Origin of the sequence: Vibrio sp. 1CM24A (assembly GCF_023161725.1) — a bacterium.
Classification (GTDB): domain Bacteria; phylum Pseudomonadota; class Gammaproteobacteria; order Enterobacterales; family Vibrionaceae; genus Vibrio; species Vibrio coralliirubri.
In genome coordinates this window covers 209,870-228,219 of the sequence record NZ_JALNTS010000001.1, presented here as the reverse complement: position 1 = coordinate 228,219, position 18,350 = coordinate 209,870, and the positions used below count along the sequence as shown (strand labels likewise).

Here is an 18,350-nt window from a genome sequence, read left to right as displayed (position 1 = left end):
ACGTAAGAAATTTGAGCAATTAACCCACACCCACTAAATCAGCGTCACCCGTTAATGATCCAATAGCTACTAACGGCAAGCACCTGAAACCGCATTAAACAACCTCAAAAAGGTATATAAGGAAATCTAATTAGGTTAATAATCAACATAAATTCAAATACTTAAACATCAAAGACGATGAAATCAGTAAGTTTATGTTTGTTGTAAGATTTGTTATATTTAGGTTAGAACGCTTATAACAATGAGAACCCAGATGTCTGCTGAATTTATTATCAATGATGATATACAGGTCAATTTAGAAGAGAGTGAAATCCATCACTTTAAGACGGGCCGTACCTACCCAATAGGTTCTAATGAATCAGAGCTACTTAAGTTTTTTATCTCGAGACCTAATGAGGTGATCACTCGCCAAGTTCTTATTGAACAGGTGTGGGTGTCTAAAGGTATATATGTTGAAGATGGCAGCCTAATGCAGACCATCTCGATTTGCCGAAAAGCGTTAGAAGATAAGAGCGGGATGATCATCGTCACTGAGCGCGGTAAAGGTTACCGGTTTGCAGGACAAGTGACACAAGACAAAGAACGCGCGCTGAGTAAAATTCAATCGCAACCAAAGCAAGAAACGACACAACCTGAAAGCAACACAGCGCCTGAAAGCTCAGCAACCGAGACAACGGCCGCTACGAAAAAAACAAACAGTCTATTAGCACTGGTTGCATTATTTGTAGTGGCTGCAGGTTTATCCCATTATTTTTTTTCTTATTTAGATAGAAATAGCCTAGGCGAAGATCTCGTGGGTCAGCATTTTATCTCATGTAAAATCGAATCCGATGAATTCACATTTAATGAGTTATTCAACGTAACGCTATATGAATATAAGGGACGAAACATCATCATCGATAATTCAGGAAAATCTCTGAGCTTCCCTGCCGGATTTAAAGGAGTGACTTGTGAATAATAAAACGAATACAGCAATTTTTGTGGTACTGCTTGGCGTATTAGTCGGCTGGGTTTCTACCTTTATTCCCAAGTCACACCTTGAAGGGCATTATTTAGCGAATACAGCATCGATTATTAACCCGTCCAATAATATGATTCATAACCAGTCTGCTATTAACATCGAGTTTAAGAAGAATGACAGTTATGACTTATTGTATGTATCGACTAAACAAGTCGGTTTTACGTCGTCGGGCTCTTACTCTGTCACTCAACACGACATCTCACTGGATGAGAACCAACACCAACAAATCATCCCGAATCGCGAGTTGTCGTTTTACGAAAAGGTGATGATAAGTGAAGGGTCTACCCTATCTTCTGACGCCATGCCTTACATTCCATTGAATAGAGAAGAGTTTTTACTCATTACTCGCTATGGGATGATTCATTTTTGTAAGAAGGTTATCTGTTCTGAGCTGCCAACGTATTCAAATGACACTCCTGACGTTGATATAAACTAAACTCGCTCGCTATTTTTAAACCTAATTATATTTTAGTACCAGCTTGTGTTTTAGCGCTTACTTATGGGAAGTAAGTAGGCGTTAAACATAAGTAATCTTTAAATGTAAGTAAGCTTAAAGGCTAAGATTCTCACCTCTTTACTCCGATAAATACCCACTTCGTTACACGTTTCCTTCCAAAGTACAAAAAACACTCACTATTTATAAAACAACACCTCCATATGCAACTAGAACAATCAAAGGTGATCCAAGTTATATTCTAACGAGCCACAAAATTTGTTTATTAACATCTAAACAACAGTAGTTAATCACGATTTACAACCACAATTAACATCGAAAAAAATGTTTGTCTTAGATCATATCAACCTCAACTATGCCTCGTGCCACAGTGCAGTTTTCTGTACATTCATTGTCATATTCTGAAACACTTTCTTATATTTTTTAAACTTTGTGGAGATTTCTATGTTAGAGCTCTTGATCGGATTAGTGATTACTATTGCTGTTGGTTACTTTATTGTAAAAGGCTATAAAGCGGCGGGCGTATTACTAACTGCTGGCCTTGCCCTACTTCTTATCACCGGCCTTATTGGTCACACAGTCTTACCAGCTAAAGTCGCTTCAACAGGTAACATGGTTACCGACTCACTAGAATTTGTTAAATACATGCTTCAGTATCGCGGGGGCGGCCTAGGCATGCAAATTATGCTTCTTTGTGGTTTTGCTTCTTACATGACGCACATTGGTGCTAACAACGTGGTAGTGAAACAGTTCTCTAAACCGCTTGCTGCGATCAAATCTCCCTATGTACTTCTTGTTGCGGCTTACATCGTAGCGTGTCTGATGTCTCTAGCAGTAAGTTCTGCAACGGGTCTTGGTGTACTATTGATGGCAACCCTATTCCCAATGATGACGGCAATGGGTATTTCTCGCCCAGCAGCAGTTGCGGTTTGTGCTTCACCTGCAGCCATCATTCTTTCACCAACCTCTGGTGATGTGGTTATCGCGGCAGAAAAGTCAGGCATGTCTCTTGATGTGTTTGCTGTTCAAACGGTACTGCCTGTTTCTATCTGTGCGATCATCGTGATGGCAGGTGCAGCTTTCTTCTGGAACAAATATCTAGATAAGAAAGAAAACACACCAATGGAAAAAGTAGACGTTTCTGAAATTGAAACAACGGCTCCGGCTTTCTACGCTGCACTTCCATTCCTACCTATCATCGGCGTTTTCCTATTCAACGGTCGTACGATTCCAGGGCTGTCACTTGATATCTATACTATTGTGGTAGGTTCTATCTTCGTGGGCGCAGTTATCGATTACGTTGTTAAGAAGTTTGACGGCGAAAAAACACTAGAAGATTTAGACTCTTGCTACCAAGGCATGGCTGACGCGTTCAAAGGCGTGGTAATGCTGTTGGTTGCGGCGGGCGTATTTGCTCAAGGTCTAATGTCTATCGGTGCAATTGATAACCTAATCGGTCTTGCTGAATCTGCAGGCGCAGGCGGTATCGCATTAATGCTTATTCTGACGGGTCTAACGGTGGCTGCTGCTATCGCGACAGGTTCTGGTAACGCGCCATTCTATGCATTCGTAGAGCTAGCTCCATCATTAGCGGCAAAAATGGGCTTGAACCCAGCGTTCCTAATCATCCCAATGCTTCAAGCATCGAACCTAGGCCGTACCATTTCGCCAGTATCTGGTGTAATTGTAGCGACTTCTGGTATGGGTAAAATCAGCCCATTTGAAGTAGTAAAACGTACGTCTGTACCTGTAATCTGTGGTCTTATTACGGTTATCTTCGGTACGCTTGTATTGGTTCCAATGTCGGCGTAAGCCTTAAATTTCGATTCTCAAAGAACCAAGAACAAACGAACACCAATACTGATATAAAATGCGTAAACAAAAAGGCGCTGAACCTAATAAGTTCAGCGCCTTTTTTAATATCACTTTCTCAACGTCGTTAAAACTATCGAGATATGTATAAGCAATCAGGCTTGAAATAGTGTTATCTCAAAGGAACAAGCCCTACTTCATTTCACCATAGCGTTCTAGATACAGAACCGTTGCAGCGGTACGGGAAGGCACTTGCAGCTTTTTCAACAAGCTTTTCATATGTACCTTAACTGTCGATTCAGAAATAAACAGGTGATCGGCGATCTGCTTATTACGGTAACCTTTTGCGACTTCTTGAAGGATCTGCATTTCGCGTTCAGTCAGTTGGTCGAAGATATCATTACGGCTACCAGCATCATTTAGGTAACGAGCAACCACACTACTGTAGGCCTTGTCACCGCTGTGTGCTTGCTTAAGCAGTTCGATTAACTCATCGGGTTCTGTGTCTTTCAACAAGTAGCCATCAGCGCCTGCTTTTACAATCGCTTCAATGTCTGCAGGGCTATCAGAAACCGTTAGAATAACGATGTTAGCGCTTGAGCCATCAGTACGAAGTGCTTTCAGCGTATCAAGTCCAGACATGCCTTTCATATTAAGATCCAAAAGGATCAAGTCAGGTTCTTCTTCATGGGCAAGAGCGACTGCTTCAGTACCGTTACTTGCTTCTGCAATCACTTCGAATTCATCTTCAAAGCTCAGTAATTGGCTTATACCTCTGCGCATCAATGGATGATCATCAACCAGCATTACTTTACAAATCGTCAACTTTAACTTCCTTCAAACTTTTATATTTCAATATGACTGTACAGCCTTCACCTTGAGCCGCTTCAATCGTTAAGTCGCCATTCAGTCTTGCCGCACGCTCCTGCATAATGCTCATCCCGTAGTGGTTCGTCTTGGAACTACTTGAGTCAAAGCCATCTCCATTATCTTTAATCACGACTAATACTTCACCTTCCTCATCGATACAGCATACATCTATCAAGTCGGCATTGGCGTGTTTTATTGCGTTTATTGTTGCTTCACGAATCAATTGAAGCAAGTGAACTTGACTGTGTGCATCAAGCTCTATGGATGAAAGATTATTGGTGAGGTTAATCTTTGCATCTGTTCTTTCACTGAGCTCTTCAAGCATGGTGCTTAAAGCATCTCCAAAGTTGCCCTCTTTTATGGTCAACCTAAAGGTTGTGAGCAACTCTCGTAATTGAGTATAGGCATCTGCTAAACCGTTGCCGATTTCCGACGCTATTTGTTCAGATTGCTCTCGGTGCTGTTGTTCTGGCAATTTGCCAATCACGCGCTTCAACAACGTTACTTGGATTTTCAAATACGACAGTGATTGAGCCAATGAATCATGAAGTTCACGGGCAATCGTTGCACGCTCTTCCATAATAATAAGCTGCTCAGCTTTTTTTTGCGCACGATTATAGTAGATCGCTCGTGATAACAGTTGGATAAAGCTCTCAATCAGCGTCTTGGTTGAATGACCATGATGATAAGAACAATATAAATAGCCCAAGATAAGTTCGTTATCATCCAACTTCATTTCAAACTTTTCATAGTCCAAGTTCGAATCATACCCTTCGTCCATAATCAGCGAACGACCCGAGCTATCGGCAATCTCAAGCCTTAACGACTCTATTCCTTCTAGACTGACTAGATGCTGCAGAATAGCTCGGAAGTTTTCTGGGGCGATACGTGTAACCGTAAGTTCTTGTGAAGAGTGATAAAGCGCCTGCAAAGATTGGTTGGCGTTTTGCAACTCGACCGTCTTAGCGTCGACAACCGACTCAAGGTTTCGATAGAGCACCCCCAAATCTTTGGCCATCGAGTTAAACGTCTTAGTCAGAATGCCGAGTTCATTGTTATTAGTGACTTTTAACTCTACCTCAAAGTCGCTGTTTTTGATCCGCTGACTGGCACCAACGAGCGCATGGAGTGGCTTAACAACTTGTTTACGTACAAAGTGAACAACAAAAAGAGATATGACCAGAATTCCACCAAGGCCGATACCACCAGCCCACGCTAACTTTATTAACTTGTCTTCAGAGAACTCTTGCAGCTTATAAACGAAGCCATCGATTTCAGCCACGAAGTTTTCAACCAACACGAGATAGTGATCGCGCTCTTCGCTATTCAAGACCTGTTTCAGCTCATGCCAACGGCCGATAATTAAATAGTAATCTTCTGTGATGTCTGTCGGAACATTCCAACTGACTAAATTGGTCATGGATGGCGAGTAAAGAGAACTTTCGAATTCACGAATATGAGATTCATAATCGACAGATTCTATTTGAATATCATGGGCTAAACGGTAGCTTTGCATTCGCATTGAACCGGCCACGTTAACCGCTTCCGCATCATTCAAACTTGAAGCCAAAGTAAAGATGGCAAAGCCAGTCGTAGCAACCGACAACAGCAGTATAGAGAGCAAAGATTTTGCTATCGTACTTGTTACAGATGAAACCGGTTTTATAAGCAAAAGTGCCTTCCTATTGATAAATGACTTGCCAGCGATATCGTATTGTCACACATCAAAAATCATAGCTCCATTCAATATGTGATCACTCGCTCCGTAATTTATTGATCTAAGACAATATATGCCCCCAATTAGCCCTTAGGGGGTATTTATACAATTGTTTCTAAAACTACACTACTTATGAGGACAAATTACAAGATATTAATAGAATATTGACCTACAATTACAACATCTTAGCAACATCTATAGGTATTAAGTGGTAGATCTATCAAAACGCCGTCTGTTCTCTAGAAGAAAAGTTGACTCAAGCCAGATTCGTTTGCCTTGGATTAACAACCTAGAAAGCTTTACAGATGACTGTACTCGCTGCGGTAAATGCATCGAAAGTTGTGAGACTAAGATAATCATTGTAGGCGATGGTGGTTTTCCCACTGTCGATTTCTCTATTGATGAGTGTACGTTCTGCTATCAATGTGCAGATGTTTGTCCTGAACCCATTTTTGAGCCAAAGCAAGGAGAGCCTTGGCAAGCAAAAGCACATATCTCTGATAAGTGTTTAGCGCAACAAAATGTTGAATGCCGAAGCTGTGGTGACATGTGTGAACCTATGGCCATTCAATTTCAACTTAGAGCAGGCAGTGTTGCTCTACCAAAAATCAAGTTAGATGAGTGTAGCGGTTGTGGAGCCTGCGTAGCAGTTTGCCCTACTTCAGCTATTCTTGTGAGTAATGCATAAAACAAAAATAACGAGAGCAATTTATGGCACTAAATGAAGTGCATATATCAAGTTTAGTCGTGCATGTGAGCCCAGAGCATCTAGACGAGATCAAAGCACAAATCGAACAGTTCGATAATGCAGAGATTTACGGCAGTAGCCCTGAAGGCAAAATCATAGTGGTCCTAGAAACCGAAAACCAAGGTTTTGTAACGGATACCATCGAAGAAATTAATAATATTACGAACGTTTTAGGGACAGCTTTGGTTTATCACCAAATCGAAACTGGACTGGACGAAACGGATTTAGAAACTGGAAGCAACAATTCTCAACTTGAGGGTGAAGTATGAAAATGACAAGACGTGCGTTTGTGAAAGCAAACGCAGCTGCATCAGCGGCAGCCGTTGCAGGTGTAACTCTACCGGCAACAGCAACCAACCTGATTGCTAGCTCTGATCAAACAAAAATCACGTGGGATAAAGCGCCTTGTCGTTTTTGTGGTACGGGCTGTTCGGTACTAGTAGGTACTCAAAATGGTAAAGTGGTTGCGACTCAAGGCGACCCAGAAGCACCGGTAAACAAAGGCCTTAACTGTATCAAAGGCTACTTCCTTTCAAAAATCATGTACGGTAAAGACCGTCTTGAGACTCCTCTACTTCGTATGAAAGACGGTGAGTTCCATAAAGATGGTGATTTCGCACCCGTATCTTGGGACAAAGCGTTCGACGTGATGGCAGAGAAATGGAAAGCATCTCTTAAGAAGAACGGTCCAACAGGTGTTGGTATGTTCGGTTCAGGCCAGTGGACAGTAATGGAAGGCTACGCAGCCGTTAAGATGATGAAAGCGGGTTTCCGTTCTAACAACATCGATCCAAACGCTCGTCACTGTATGGCTTCAGCGGTAGGCGCATTCATGCGTACTTTCGGTATCGATGAGCCAATGGGTTGTTACGATGACTTTGAACACGCAGACGCATTCGTACTGTGGGGTTCAAACATGGCAGAAATGCACCCAGTACTATGGACTCGTATTACAGACCGTCGTCTAAGCCACCCACACGTTAAAGTAAACGTACTGTCTACTTACTACCACCGTTCTTTCGAGCTTGCTGACACTGGTTACATCTTCAACCCTCAGTCTGACCTTGCTATTGCGAACTTCGTAGCAAACTACATCATTCAAAACGATGCAGTTAACTGGGACTTCGTGAAGAAGCACACACACTTCAAGCAAGCAACGACAGACATCGGTTACGGTCTTCGTGACGATGATCCACTACAGAAAGCAGCTGCGAACCCTAACTCAGGCAAAATGACTGATATTAGCTTCGAAGAGTATAAAGCTTCTGTTGCTGAATACACCGTAGAGAAAGCGTCTGAAATGTCAGGTGTATCTCAAGACGACCTGATCAAGCTAGCTAAGCAATACGCAGATCCAAACATCAAAGTAATGTCACTTTGGACTATGGGTATGAACCAACATACTCGTGGCGTATGGATGAACAGCCTTGTGTACAACATCCACCTTCTTACAGGTAAGATTTCTACTCCAGGTAACAGCCCATTCTCACTAACTGGCCAACCATCTGCGTGTGGTACAGCTCGTGAAGTTGGTACGTTCTCTCACCGTCTACCGGCAGATATGGTTGTTGCTAACCCTAAACACCGTAAGATTGCAGAAGACATCTGGAAACTTCCAGAAGGCACTATCCCACCGAAACCAGGTGCTCACGCTGTTGTTCAAGACCGTATGCTTAAAGACGGTAAGATCAACGCTTACTGGGTAATGTGTAACAACAACATGCAAGCTGGTCCAAACATCAACACTGAACGTCTGCCAGGTTACCGTAACCCAGAGAACTTCATTGTATGTTCTGACCCGTACCCAACGGCAACAGCTCAAGCGGCTGACCTTATCCTTCCAACAGCAATGTGGATCGAGAAAGAAGGTGCTTACGGTAACGCAGAGCGTCGTACACAAGCATGGTACCAACAAGTGAAAACCGTAGGTGAAGCTAAGTCTGACCTATGGCAAATCATGGAGTTCTCTAAGCGCTTCACTATTGAAGAAGTTTGGGGTGAAGAACTGGTTGCGAAAATGCCTGAGTACCGTGGCAAAACCATGTACGACGTGCTTTACAAAAACGGCAACGTTGATGCATTCCCACTGTCTGAAGCTCAAGAGCTTAACGACGATGCACAAGCTCAAGGTTTCTACGTTCAAAAAGGTCTATTCGAAGAATACGCAGCCTTTGGTCGCGGCCACGGTCACGATTTAGCACCATACGATCGCTACCACCAAGTTCGTGGTCTACGTTGGCCTGTTGTTGACGGTAAAGAGACACTATGGCGCTTTAAAGAAGGTTCAGATCCATACGCTAAGAAAGGTTCTGATTGGGACTTCTACGGCAAACCAGATGGTAAAGCACTGATCATCAATGCACCATACGAAGCGCCACCTGAAGTACCAAACGATGAATACGATATGTGGCTATGTACAGGTCGTGTTCTTGAGCACTGGCACACAGGTACTATGACTCGTCGTGTACCAGAACTTTACAAAGCAGTACCGGATGCACTTTGTTACATCCACCCTGCTGATGCTAAAGCTCGTGGTCTTCGCCGTGGTGATGAAGTTCTTATCGAAAACAAACGTGGTGAAGTACGCGTTCGTGTTGAAACTCGTGGTCGTAACCGTCCACCACAAGGCTTGGTATTCGTACCATTCTTTGACGCAAGAATTCTGATCAACAAGTTGATCTTGGACGCAACGGATCCTCTGTCTAAACAGACGGATTACAAGAAGTGTCCAGTTAAGATCACTAAGGTTTCTTAAGAGCCAAGCGCTTTTCGAACCTAGATACAAGATCTAACGTATTTAATATTGCGACTACTTTTTTCGTTACTTTTTGAAAGAAGTAGTCCACTCAAAGAATTAGCCTTTAGGCGGAGAAATTAACCATGAAAAAACTGATTACTGCCCTACTATCAGCTGGTCTTTTGCTAGCTGGTGCAGTTCAAGCTGAAGCTGAACTGGATAACCCAGGCGGCATTGGTGGCGTAGAATCTCTACGTGGTGCAAGTGAACTTGAAGCAACTCGCGCAGCAGATGACTTCAAAAAGTTCCCTCGTGACCAAGTACTTGAGAGTGACTACGTATACCAACCACCTCTAGTGCCTCATACTATTCGTAGCTATGAAGTTTCTCTTAACGCTAACAAGTGTCTTTCTTGCCACAGCTGGAAAAACGCAAAAGAAATGGGTGCTACTAAAGTGAGTGTAACTCACTACATGAACCGTGAAGATGCGGTACTTGCAGACGTATCACCTCGTCGTTACTTCTGTCTACAGTGTCACGTACCTCAAGCTAATGCTAAGCCACTAGTTGAGAACGAGTTCAAACCTGTAGATTCACTGCGTTAATCGTAGCCGGACTGTAAGAGAGGCTATATATGATAAAATTACTTAAAGCGTTTTGGAAAAGACTCGCGACACCAAGTAAAGCAGCCGTAGGCGTTGTTTTGTTCTTGGGTTTCTCGGGTGGTCTTTTGTTCTGGGGTGCATTCAACACGGGTATGGAGGCAACCAACACAGAAGAATTCTGTTCTGGCTGTCACGCACCTATCGTTGCTGAAATCCAAGAGACAATTCACTACTCTAACCGTTCTGGTGTTCGTGCTATCTGTTCAGATTGTCACGTACCTCATGAATGGACAGATAAAATTGTTCGTAAGGTTCAAGCATCTAAAGAGCTATATGCACACTTTATTGCGAAAACCATCAATACTGAAGAAAAGTTCAAAGCACGTCGTGCTCACCTAGCGGAACGCGAATGGGCTCGATTGAAAAAGAACGATTCACTTGAGTGTCGTAACTGTCACCAGTTCGATTACATGGACTTCTCAGAGCAGAGCCCTCGTAGTGCGAAACAACACTCGACTGCACTAGCTTCTGGTGAAAAAACGTGTGTAGACTGTCACAAAGGTATTGCACACAAACTACCAGACATGCACGGCGTTGAAGGCTGGCAATAAGGAGCAATTGAATGAGTACTTTAGAAAGCGTAATTTGGCACATCCTAGGTTACAGCGCTATGCCAGTTATCATTCTTGGCGGCTTCGCAGGTGTTGCAGCCGTATCTCTTTGGATTTTATCTATGGGTAAAGACAAAGAAATCGATTAACAATCGAGATTACGTCAACTTCTACCAGTAAATTCTGATATGAGTTGATACGAAAAAGCCACTGATTTCAGTGGCTTTTTTATTATCTGACGTTGTGTTTCTTTATAATTGAATGTGACTTAACGCCCTAAGCTTCGTTTTCTGGCGCTTCTTTCTCTGCGGTCTCTTTATCAACCTGCTCTTGATCGACAATCGGCAGCACCTGTTTTACATAGTTGCCTGGTGCTTTGCCTATCACAGGATTAAGCTCTGAACCTTGATTGAAAGGTTCGATTTTTTCGTCAGTTTCAAAACCTTGTAGCCACTGATTCCAGTGTGTCCACCAAGAACCCTCATTATGAGTCGCATTAGTTAGCCACTCGTCCGCCGAGTCGTCTAGGTTGTCATTCAGCCAGAACCCGTACTTCTTCTTATCTGGATGGTTAACAATACCCGCAATATGGCCAGATTCACCAAGCACGAACGTCTTGTTGCCACCGGTATTCAAGGCACCACGGTAAGTCCCCTGCCAAAGCGCGATATGATCTTCTTTAGCTGAAATGAAGTAGCTTGGTATTTTTATCTTATTGAGATCAATCCAAACACCGCCCACTTTCACGCCTTTGTCTTGAACCAGTTTGTTTTCAAGATAAAGCTCTCGCAGCAAGAAGTTATGACACTTGGCCGCCACGTTTGTACTGTCACTGTTCCAGTACAGAAGATCAAACTCCATCGGGCTGCTGCCTTTGAGGTAGTTATCAATGTAGTAGTTCCAGTACAGACTGTTTTCACGAAGCAAACTGAACGTCACGCTCAATGAGCGACCATCCATATAGCCTTTGCCATCGTTCTGCTTCTCAATCGCATTAATGATCGTTTCGTTGATATACGCACCCACCTCTCCCGGCTGCGAGAAATCCAACAAGGTGGTAAAGAACGTCGCTGTTTTGATGCGCTTTTTCATGCGTTTCGCAGCGTAGTAAGCTACCGTCGAAGCCAGCACCGTGCCGCCAATACAGTACCCCGCCGCGTTGATTTGCTCTTTACCTGTGATGTCTTCAATCGCAGCAACGGCTTTAACCACGCCTTCCGTGACATAATCACCAAACTCAGTGTCTTTCTGCGCTTCACCAGGGTTGCGCCAAGACATCATGAATACGCTATGTCCTTGCTCAAGTAACCAGCGCACCATCGAGTTCTTCTCACGAAGGTCAAGAATGTAGTACTTATTGATGAACGGCGGAACGATCAACAAAGGCGTCGCGTTAACCTGCGGTGTCTTTGGATGGTACTGAATCAGCTCAAACAGCTCGTTTTGAAAGACAACATCACCTTCGGTGTTCGCAACATCCACACCCAATCGGAAAGCGTTGTTGTTAGTCATGCGGATCTTGAGTATATCGGCGCTTGCTTCAACGTCTGCTTGTAACTGCTCTAACCCATCGAGAAGGTTTTCACCATTTCGCTCAAGCGTCAGTTTCATCAACTCTGGATTCGTTGCAATAAAGTTGCTTGGAGAAAGTGCATTGATTGCCTGACGAGAAAAGAACGCCACTCGCTCTTTGGTTTTTTCGTCAATACCTTCTATCGAGTTGATGGTGTCGATATAGCTTTTACTGAATAACAAATAGGATTGTTTGATAAAGCTGTAGAACGGGTCGTTTTTCCACGCTTCATCAATAAAGCGCTTGTCGCTGCGGTCTTCTGAGATAACACTCTCGGTGTTGCCCATCAGCGCGGCATTCTGCCAGATCTTAAGTTGCTGTTCCCACCATTGAGATTGTAACTGAAGTAGAACGGCGGGTTGGTTAGCGGCTTGCTCGAAGATTTTTGATGCATCATCAAAGTTCAATTCTTGCATCGCTTGGTTTAGGGGAGATTGCGCGGCTTCCTTGTTTTGTTCAAAGCTGTCCCACCATTGCTGGTTCGTTTGTTGAAGTTTAACAAGGTAGTCCGAAAAGAAGTGTTGAAACATAACATGACTCCAATAATCGGAAAATCGCCACCGAGCCTCACAGTAAACACTGCGCTAACTCGATGGCGATTAAATTTATGCAGGTGTAACTGTTTTCAAGTTTTCAGTTGTTAGTGTTTCAACATCTTCTTTGAACTCTTTTGCAGCAGCTTGCATTTTTGAGCTATCACTCATCATCTGTTGAGACAGTTGAGTTAGCGCTGCTAGTTGTTGGCTGTTGAACGCCGTTAGGCTAGTCACATCTTTGATTTCAGTCACTGCTTTCATTTGTGCAAGACCCATGTTCGTGTAAGTCTGCATTGCATTCATTTGCAGTTCTGTCATCGTTTGGACGTTCTTTGCAACCAACTTGTTGAACTTTAAGTACGGTTCAAATTGCTTTTCAGTTTGGTCAGTAATTGTTTTGAAAATATCCGTGTACATAAGTAACTCCTGATGAATACATAGTTTAATAAATTTGTGTCACTATCGTTTCAGCCAACGCTCATCTATTAACTCACGATGCTTTGAAAAGCTGATCCGATATTCAAGCTTGCTACCGATATATCAGGCTCTAACCTTCAATACCTTTTAGCAAAACAGCGGTTCCCATTCCTCCACCCACACAGAGTGAAGCAACGCCATAAGTCGTTTTCTGTTCAAGCATTTCATGGATGAGTGAAACAATAATTCGATTACCTGACGCACCTAAAGGGTGGCCAAGTGCGATTGCACCACCATTCACATTGACCTTTGGCTTGAACTCATCAAGCGGTAAGTCATGCTGCTCTGACAACTGGTACATTACGCCAAGAGCTTGTGCTGCAAACGCTTCATTCAATTCAAACAAATCTACTTCTTCTAGAGTGAGATTCGCTTTATCAAGCGCTTTAGAAACCGCTTCTACTGGTCCTAACCCCATAATCTTTGGGTCCAAACCTGACTGTGCATAGCTGGTCAGTTCCGCTAAAGGTGTTAGACCATATTTCGCTACCGCCGACTCAGACGCTAAGATGATTGCGCTCGCGCCATCATTGATGCCCGAAGCGTTACCTGCCGTAACAGACCCTTCACGGTCAAAGGCAGGGCGAAGCTTTTGCAGACCTTCGAATGTCGCGTCTGACTTCGGATACTCATCGGTATCAAAAGTGACGGTTTGTCTGCGCTGCTTCACTTCTACAGGCACGATTTGCTCGTTAAACTTTCCCGCTTCAATCGCAGCAACGGCTTTCTGTTGGCTTTCTAAAGCATAGTTATCTTGAGCTAAGCGCGAAATATTCAACGTGTTCGCGATATTTTCAGCGGTCATGCCCATGTGGTAATGATTAAACGCATCGGTTAAGCCATCACCAACCAGTAAGTCTTTCATTGAGATGTCACCCATTTTGTGACCATTACGAACGCTCGCTGGTACCACAAAAGGAATTTGGGACATCACTTCAACGCCAGCAGCAATAACCACTTCAGCATCTTGTGCTTTTATGTGCGCCGCTGCGTCCATCACTGATTTCATGCCGCTTCCGCAAATCATGTTCACACCGTATGCTGGTGTTTCTTCAGGAAGCCCTGCATAGATGGAAGCCTGACGAGCAACCCCCATGCCTTGACCTGCCGAAATCACGTTGCCGACGATCACTTCATCAATCGCATCTAACGAAAGATCGACAGACTCAAGTGCACCTTTGATCGCAACGCCTGCCAGCTCGCCTGCAGATACGTTTTTTAGCGACCCGGTAAATGCACCAATAGGAGTGCGCTTAGCCGCAACAATAAATACTTTTTCCATCATTCCAATCCCTTCACTTTCGCCAATTAGTGCATGTACAAGCCGCCATTCACAGACAATGTTTCGCCTGTAATGTACGCGCCAGATTCACTCGCTAAAAAGCCCACTGCGTCTGCAATTTCAACAGGTGTCGCTAAGCGTTTCATCGGGATTTGGTTCTTGATTGAATCCAGTACTTCAGGCTTCATTTGCTCAACCATAGGCGTTGCTGTGTAGCCAGGAGCAATTACGTTCACGGTTACGCCGCTACGAGCGCCTTCCGCAGCCAAAGCTTTAGAGAAACCAATCATTCCAGCTTTTGCTGCCGAGTAGTTAGTTTGTCCAAATTGGCCTTTAAGACCATTGACGGAAGAGATGTTGATGACACGGCAGTTACCCTTTTCACACATAGGAGCGAACAAAGGTTGAGTCACGTTGAACAAACTGTTTAAGTTCGTTTCGATAACCTCTTTCCACGCTTCGGCATCCATCTTTTTAAAGACGCTATCACGTGTAATACCTGCGTTATTGACTAGAACATCCACCGTGCCTTCTTCTTCTAACAACTTGCTTAAGCTCAGCGCACATTCCGCAGTATTGGTAACATCTAATTCAAACAATCTCACTTGATCTTCGGTGAATTGTTTTTCGTTAAACCAATCCAAGGCACATTGGTAATTTCCAGTAAAATAAGTCGCGATAACACGATAGCCGTCTGCAACTAATTTAGAAGAAATTGCTGAGCCGATACCGCCTTTTGACCCTGTAATTAAAGCAAGCTTTTTCATTAATGGTTCCATCCCTTACAAGCAATTAAATAACAATGATGTTAATAAGATAATGTCTTAGTTGATAATTAAAATTTACGTTTTGCTTTAATTAAACCCTACAGCTCAAAATCAAAAAGTATTATTACAAATATAAAATATTTTCGTATTATGATTAAAAACTAGACTTGCATCCCAAAATTAATGAAATGTTACAAATATGTAAATCAACGCAAGACTCTGATATTAATAAGGTTTATTTAATTTTACTTTTATCACCAAGCAGATAAGCCTTTGTAAATACGAGATAAATCTAAATCTCTCAGCTTGTTTCAAGAATAATGCAATGTGGGAATTTGAAATGATTGATCACGAGAATAATAGCAAAACTCTTATTAGCCATTAATAAATGGTTCCTAATGATTTTATATAAGCTTCAATATAATTAACGTTCTAAATGGGGAAGATGAGCATTATGAATAGACAAAAAAAGCCCACTCAATCTATGAGTGGGCTTAAGTAAATAGCATTAATAAATAGAGCGTGGGATCTTACTTCGTAAATATTTCATTTGTATTTACATCAAGATAAATTTTGTTTTCAAGGGACAACCCACCACAATAAATAAAATAGACATCTCGATTGCTGTACTTAACAGATTTCACCCATCCGCCTAATTCTTCAAAATCACTTGGGGCACACTCCCCCTCAGAGATCAGTTTAGCCACCGAATTACGGAATTTTTCTTGATGGATCTTGAGGTCATCAGACTTAACCAAATAGGAATCCAATATCTCTTTGCTTTCTTTTTCCGAAATAATGACTTCATCATTCGATAAGCCTGACATAGAGACCCATTCCGCCGTCTGTGGGCCGCCTTCTTTAAGGACTATATAGTCTGAGATACGTGCCCATTCGCCTTGTTTCTCGAGTACCACCACCTTTTCTCCTTTATAGAGGTAATCTGTTATCAAGCCATCAATTTCAGGTTGCTCGACCACTTCAAGCTTTCTCTCCAAAACGTAAAATTCCGTCTGCTCGGGTTCAGGCTGAAGATCCATGATGGGTACAAGGTCAGATTCAGATTGCTCGGTAGCTTCTAACGCCGGCTCTTCCGTTTTCTCTTGTGGGATTGGGTCTTTATTCATGACCAAGAAGTAGTATGCCGCTCCTCCCCCTCCGCCCAATATCAACAACACAAGTAAAGCGATCAGCGCTTTTTTCATCAAATCCACCAGCTCTTCCGTTATAGGTATGTCTCAAGTGTACATCAACTCATGCTGCTGCTCATCTATACTCTCAATAGAGCGCACGGTAAGTAGAGGAAAGTCATGAGTTTTTGGGGGAAGGTTATCATTGTAAGCGTAACTTTGAGTGCCAATGTCGCTCTAGCGAATCATTGTGACCGTGAAAACTGGCAAACACTGTTGGATCGTCAGCTCTCTTTTGAAGGTCGCTATAATCAGTACACCAAAGAGTTCAACCAAGTTCTTTCAACCTATGAGTCACAGACATTGTTATCTAAACACTTTAATGAAAAGCAGATCATTGAACTTTGGGCAAAGTACGAACAAAGATTTAATGTGCAGCTCAATAGTCATATGAATACCGCTTACGATGTCTCTGAGGTTCTATTAAAACAGGCATACGTTGTGTCTACCGAGTTAGATGGAGCTGAGTCTCTCACACATTCTTGGCAAGCCGTCGCTAAACATTGTGCTAGAGCAAAACTACCGAGACAAACAGAAAGTGCGCAAGTGCACGTACAAAGCTCACAATCACTCTCCCGAGATCTCCATACACTCAGTGAAAAATTCCGTCAGCTGTCTTCAAAATACCGCAGAGAAGCGACGATGATTGATGAAGCGCGCCACATAAACCAACCGGTAAACGATGCATCAAACTGAAATCACCATTAGATTCTCTCACTCGTTCGACTGGACTTTTCCGATAAATATGCCCAATCCCATTCATAATATTCTAAGAACTCGTTAATCAAAGCTTTATCAATAGGTTGTAAAATTAATGTGCTATCTATCAACAATGAAGTTCAATTTCCGACCAATGCAAGCGAGTATGTGAGATATTCATCACAAAATAGATTTACAAACGCCAGAAAATTGTTATCATGAATCTTCATATAACTTAATAACAAGAAACATTTTGGCTAGGTAATATGCAAAAGACTATGGCTTTCAACTGCTTGAGTAACACGGAATGGACTGCAGAGATAAGAGGTAAACTTTTATCTGTAGCTAAACACATGGAAGAGTTCGGTTCAGTAAGTGAGCTAGAGCTATGTAAGATATTTGGAGAGACAATTTGGAATGACGGCGTGGATTATCATTCACATGCTTTTTCATTCAGAATTAATACACAAACTGGGGATTGTTCGATCTCTAACTTTAAGTATCACTAAGTTTTGCACCTATCATATACGGAGTACCTTTCACGAGGTGCTCCGTTTTTTATTGCCTGAAGCCTGACACTTAATGGATGATTTTTGATATTGACCGCGCTTCTACTTCAGGAGCAAACCATTTCGTTTTCAGCTCATTCTGCCTTCGTGTTACTGCTCAGAGTTTGGCTTAATCGGTATAAATTGGCAGTGGTGCATTGCCTTTTACTTGTCTTATCGCAAGGTGAGTATGAATATCTTTCACGTTAGAGAGCCTTTGAAGTTTTCTTGTAAATGCCTCGTAGGCCATCAAGTTCGGGCTAACCACTTCTAGCAAATAGTCATAAGCCCCAGATACAACGTGGCAACTGATCACCTCTTCCATCTCTACAACAGCCGCTTCAAACTTATCTATCGACACTTCTTGGTGGTTGTTTAGGCTCACCTCAACAAACACACTCATTGCGATGCCGACTTGTTCTCGTGACAAGCTCACACGATAACCGTCAATAATGCCCTTTTCTTCTAGCCTTTTGACTCGTCTTGCACAAGGCGAAGGTGATAAACCCACTTCATCAGCAAGTTCAGCCGTGGTTAACCTGCCATCTTTTTGTAGCAGTTCGAGAAGATGTCTATCAATTCTATCCATAGTAAATGCCAAACATTAGTTAAATCCGTTAATTATTTGGCGAATGTTAGCAGAAATCATCAACGATAGTTCAAGTTAGGCCAAAACTTGCCAACCTGTGGCACAACAACTATT

Annotated in this window: 19 protein-coding genes; 11 read left to right on the top strand and 8 right to left on the bottom strand. The window is 42.7% G+C overall.

Annotated elements, in window-relative coordinates:
* Positions 1 to 253: 253 nt before the first annotated feature.
* The 3 genes from MSG38_RS00965 to dcuC all read left to right on the top strand — a co-directional run bounded on the left by MSG38_RS00965 (position 254) and on the right by dcuC (position 3,287).
* Positions 254 to 958, top strand: a complete 705-nt coding sequence (locus MSG38_RS00965) for a winged helix-turn-helix domain-containing protein (protein WP_248400763.1) — start codon at positions 254 to 256, stop codon at positions 956 to 958.
* On the top strand, positions 951 to 1,457 hold the full coding sequence (locus MSG38_RS00960) for a hypothetical protein (RefSeq protein ID WP_050634228.1): 507 nt from the start codon (positions 951 to 953) through the stop codon (positions 1,455 to 1,457). The genes MSG38_RS00965 and MSG38_RS00960 overlap by 8 nt, the downstream gene beginning before the upstream one ends.
* A gap of 462 nt (positions 1,458 to 1,919) precedes the next feature.
* Entirely contained in the window at positions 1,920 to 3,287 is a 1,368-nt protein-coding gene (gene dcuC / locus MSG38_RS00955) for an anaerobic C4-dicarboxylate transporter DcuC (RefSeq protein WP_017062608.1), read from the top strand.
* Positions 3,288 to 3,479: 192 nt separating this feature from the next.
* Here dcuC and MSG38_RS00950 read toward each other — a convergent pair whose 3' ends face one another.
* On the bottom strand, positions 3,480 to 4,112 hold the full coding sequence (locus MSG38_RS00950; protein ID WP_008219279.1) for a response regulator: 633 nt from the start codon (positions 4,110 to 4,112) through the stop codon (positions 3,480 to 3,482).
* Positions 4,099 to 5,829 (bottom strand): nitrate/nitrite two-component system sensor histidine kinase NarQ, encoded by a 1,731-nt coding sequence (narQ, locus tag MSG38_RS00945; protein WP_048613535.1) that lies wholly within the window; start codon positions 5,827 to 5,829, stop codon positions 4,099 to 4,101. The genes MSG38_RS00950 and narQ overlap by 14 nt, the downstream gene beginning before the upstream one ends.
* Positions 5,830 to 6,082: 253 nt before the next feature.
* Here narQ and napF point away from each other — a divergent pair, with 253 nt between their 5' ends.
* The 6 genes from napF to MSG38_RS00915 all read left to right on the top strand — a co-directional run bounded on the left by napF (position 6,083) and on the right by MSG38_RS00915 (position 10,724).
* Complete coding sequence (napF, locus tag MSG38_RS00940; RefSeq protein WP_248400762.1) at positions 6,083 to 6,562, top strand: ferredoxin-type protein NapF; 480 nt, start codon at positions 6,083 to 6,085, stop codon at positions 6,560 to 6,562.
* Positions 6,563 to 6,585: 23 nt separating this feature from the next.
* Positions 6,586 to 6,891, top strand: a complete 306-nt coding sequence (locus MSG38_RS00935) for a chaperone NapD (protein ID WP_019824440.1) — start codon at positions 6,586 to 6,588, stop codon at positions 6,889 to 6,891.
* Positions 6,888 to 9,377: a periplasmic nitrate reductase subunit alpha gene (gene napA / locus MSG38_RS00930; RefSeq protein ID WP_248400761.1), complete on the top strand. Its 2,490-nt coding sequence runs from the start codon at positions 6,888 to 6,890 to the stop codon at positions 9,375 to 9,377. Before MSG38_RS00935 ends, napA begins: the two co-directional genes overlap by 4 nt.
* Positions 9,378 to 9,502: 125 nt before the next feature.
* Positions 9,503 to 9,964: a nitrate reductase cytochrome c-type subunit gene (locus MSG38_RS00925; protein WP_017062614.1), complete on the top strand. Its 462-nt coding sequence runs from the start codon at positions 9,503 to 9,505 to the stop codon at positions 9,962 to 9,964.
* Between the two features lie 29 nt (positions 9,965 to 9,993).
* Entirely contained in the window at positions 9,994 to 10,575 is a 582-nt protein-coding gene (locus tag MSG38_RS00920; protein WP_009845456.1) for a NapC/NirT family cytochrome c, read from the top strand.
* Positions 10,576 to 10,586: 11 nt separating this feature from the next.
* Positions 10,587 to 10,724 (top strand): TIGR02808 family protein, encoded by a 138-nt coding sequence (locus MSG38_RS00915; protein ID WP_010430103.1) that lies wholly within the window; start codon positions 10,587 to 10,589, stop codon positions 10,722 to 10,724.
* Between the two features lie 127 nt (positions 10,725 to 10,851).
* Here the strand turns inward: MSG38_RS00915 and phaC are convergent, their stop codons facing one another.
* The 5 genes from phaC to MSG38_RS00890 form a co-directional block, all read right to left on the bottom strand.
* Entirely contained in the window at positions 10,852 to 12,678 is a 1,827-nt protein-coding gene (phaC, locus tag MSG38_RS00910; protein ID WP_248400760.1) for a class I poly(R)-hydroxyalkanoic acid synthase, read from the bottom strand.
* A 75-nt stretch (positions 12,679 to 12,753) separates the two neighbouring features.
* Positions 12,754 to 13,101, bottom strand: a complete 348-nt coding sequence (locus tag MSG38_RS00905) for a phasin family protein (protein WP_017062616.1) — start codon at positions 13,099 to 13,101, stop codon at positions 12,754 to 12,756.
* Between the two features lie 130 nt (positions 13,102 to 13,231).
* A complete protein-coding gene (locus MSG38_RS00900; protein WP_050620678.1) occupies positions 13,232 to 14,443 on the bottom strand; it encodes an acetyl-CoA C-acetyltransferase in 1,212 nt (403 codons plus the stop codon).
* Positions 14,444 to 14,469: 26 nt separating this feature from the next.
* Positions 14,470 to 15,210, bottom strand: coding sequence for an SDR family oxidoreductase (locus MSG38_RS00895; protein ID WP_048613548.1), 741 nt, complete (start codon positions 15,208 to 15,210; stop codon positions 14,470 to 14,472).
* Between the two features lie 530 nt (positions 15,211 to 15,740).
* Positions 15,741 to 16,424 carry an SH3 domain-containing protein gene (locus tag MSG38_RS00890; protein WP_017069149.1) on the bottom strand — a complete coding sequence of 228 codons (684 nt, stop codon included), beginning with the start codon at positions 16,422 to 16,424 and terminating at the stop codon, positions 15,741 to 15,743.
* 96 nt (positions 16,425 to 16,520) lie between these two features.
* Here MSG38_RS00890 and MSG38_RS00885 point away from each other — a divergent pair, with 96 nt between their 5' ends.
* On the top strand, positions 16,521 to 17,096 hold the full coding sequence (locus MSG38_RS00885; protein WP_248400759.1) for a hypothetical protein: 576 nt from the start codon (positions 16,521 to 16,523) through the stop codon (positions 17,094 to 17,096).
* A 269-nt stretch (positions 17,097 to 17,365) separates the two neighbouring features.
* Positions 17,366 to 17,608 carry a hypothetical protein gene (locus tag MSG38_RS00880; RefSeq protein WP_248382430.1) on the top strand — a complete coding sequence of 81 codons (243 nt, stop codon included), beginning with the start codon at positions 17,366 to 17,368 and terminating at the stop codon, positions 17,606 to 17,608.
* 169 nt (positions 17,609 to 17,777) lie between these two features.
* Here MSG38_RS00880 and MSG38_RS00875 read toward each other — a convergent pair whose 3' ends face one another.
* Entirely contained in the window at positions 17,778 to 18,236 is a 459-nt protein-coding gene (locus MSG38_RS00875) for an Lrp/AsnC family transcriptional regulator (RefSeq protein WP_017062622.1), read from the bottom strand.
* Positions 18,237 to 18,350 lie beyond the last annotated feature (114 nt).

What these genes read in the sequence shown, in the direction of transcription:
- MSG38_RS00905 (WP_017062616.1), bottom strand. Translation starts at nt 13,101, where the DNA reads ATGTACACGGATATTTTCAAAACAATTACTGACCAAACTGAAAAGCAA.
- MSG38_RS00920 (WP_009845456.1), top strand. Translation starts at nt 9,994, where the DNA reads ATGATAAAATTACTTAAAGCGTTTTGGAAAAGACTCGCGACACCAAGT.
- MSG38_RS00965 (WP_248400763.1), top strand. Translation starts at nt 254, where the DNA reads ATGTCTGCTGAATTTATTATCAATGATGATATACAGGTCAATTTAGAA.
- MSG38_RS00895 (WP_048613548.1), bottom strand. Translation starts at nt 15,210, where the DNA reads ATGAAAAAGCTTGCTTTAATTACAGGGTCAAAAGGCGGTATCGGCTCA.
- MSG38_RS00925 (WP_017062614.1), top strand. Translation starts at nt 9,503, where the DNA reads ATGAAAAAACTGATTACTGCCCTACTATCAGCTGGTCTTTTGCTAGCT.
- phaC (WP_248400760.1), bottom strand. Translation starts at nt 12,678, where the DNA reads ATGTTTCAACACTTCTTTTCGGACTACCTTGTTAAACTTCAACAAACG.
- MSG38_RS00935 (WP_019824440.1), top strand. Translation starts at nt 6,586, where the DNA reads ATGGCACTAAATGAAGTGCATATATCAAGTTTAGTCGTGCATGTGAGC.
- MSG38_RS00900 (WP_050620678.1), bottom strand. Translation starts at nt 14,443, where the DNA reads ATGGAAAAAGTATTTATTGTTGCGGCTAAGCGCACTCCTATTGGTGCA.
- MSG38_RS00875 (WP_017062622.1), bottom strand. Translation starts at nt 18,236, where the DNA reads ATGGATAGAATTGATAGACATCTTCTCGAACTGCTACAAAAAGATGGC.
- napA (WP_248400761.1), top strand. Translation starts at nt 6,888, where the DNA reads ATGAAAATGACAAGACGTGCGTTTGTGAAAGCAAACGCAGCTGCATCA.
- MSG38_RS00880 (WP_248382430.1), top strand. Translation starts at nt 17,366, where the DNA reads ATGCAAAAGACTATGGCTTTCAACTGCTTGAGTAACACGGAATGGACT.
- MSG38_RS00915 (WP_010430103.1), top strand. Translation starts at nt 10,587, where the DNA reads ATGAGTACTTTAGAAAGCGTAATTTGGCACATCCTAGGTTACAGCGCT.
- dcuC (WP_017062608.1), top strand. Translation starts at nt 1,920, where the DNA reads ATGTTAGAGCTCTTGATCGGATTAGTGATTACTATTGCTGTTGGTTAC.
- MSG38_RS00885 (WP_248400759.1), top strand. Translation starts at nt 16,521, where the DNA reads ATGAGTTTTTGGGGGAAGGTTATCATTGTAAGCGTAACTTTGAGTGCC.